Source organism: Desulfogranum japonicum DSM 18378, assembly GCF_000429945.1.
Lineage (GTDB): Bacteria > Desulfobacterota > Desulfobulbia > Desulfobulbales > Desulfobulbaceae > Desulfogranum > Desulfogranum japonicum.
The window spans coordinates 1-1,130 of the sequence record NZ_AUCV01000131.1 but is presented as its reverse complement, the minus strand read 5'-3'; the positions used below and the strand labels follow the sequence as shown (position 1 = coordinate 1,130).

Here is a 1,130-nt window from a genome sequence, read left to right as displayed (position 1 = left end):
TTGGGACGCACACCGATCATACGGCTATCCTGGGCCGCCATACCCAGCATCATATTGCGTGCCTGTACCAGTTTTTCGTGGCCCAGTTCACCCTGATCAACCAACTTGAAGTCAAATCCCGTGGCATTACCAAGAGCCGGAATGGGTGGCGGGATAAACGCATACACCGAGGCATCCTTGATACCGTAGAGATTGCGCAGGGCACGTTGGGCAATGGCCTGGGCCTTCTGGTCAGGACGTTTCCGCAGGCTCCAGTCCTTGAGCCGCACAAAGCCAAGACCGACATTCTGCCCCTGACCGGCAAAACTGAAACCCGTAGCGGTAAAGATGCTCTCTACGTTCTCTTTTTCCTGGGTCAGGAAATAGTCTTCCACCTTCTGGGCACTCTCGCGGGTACGTTCCAAGGTCGCCCCTGGAGGAGCCTGGATCATCAGCATCATGATGCCCTGATCCTCGTCAGGCAGAAAGGCTGTTGGCAGTTGCCTGAAAAGAAACACCAAAGCACCGGCAACTACCAGGTACAGTACAAAGAACCGAATGGAACGGGCCGCAACAAAACCAACGCTTTTACGGTAGCCTAACTTTCCTTTCTCAAAACGGCGGTTGAACCAGCCAAAGAAGCCCCGTTTCTTCAGGGCATGCCCTTTTTCCACAGGCTTGAGCATGGTCGCACACAGAGCTGGCGTTAAAATCATGGCTACCAGCACAGACAGCGCCATGGCGGATACAATGGTTATGGAAAACTGACGATAAATGGCACCGGTGGAGCCGCTGAAAAATGCCATGGGCACGAACACCGCGGACAGCACCATGGCGATACCGACAAGCGCACCGGTGATCTGGTCCATGGATTTCTTGGTCGCCTCTTTGGGCGGCAGCCCCTCTTCGCTCATCACACGTTCAACGTTCTCAACCACGACAATGGCGTCATCAACCAGCAGACCGATGGCCAGTACCATGGCGAACATGGTGAGCACGTTGATGGAGTAGCCGAACGTCGACAGCACGCCGAAGGTTCCCAGAAGAACAACAGGAACCGCAATGGTGGGGATAAGCGTGGCACGGAAGTTCTGCAGAAACAGAAACATAACAAAAAACACCAGGACAATCGCCTCCACAAGGGTCTTGAA

General features: G+C 54.2%; 1 protein-coding gene. It reads right to left on the bottom strand.

Annotated features, from left to right (window positions below; translation table 11 throughout):
* On the bottom strand, positions 1-1,130 hold a 1,130-nt coding region (locus tag G493_RS0122755; protein ID WP_028582200.1), incomplete at both ends, for an efflux RND transporter permease subunit.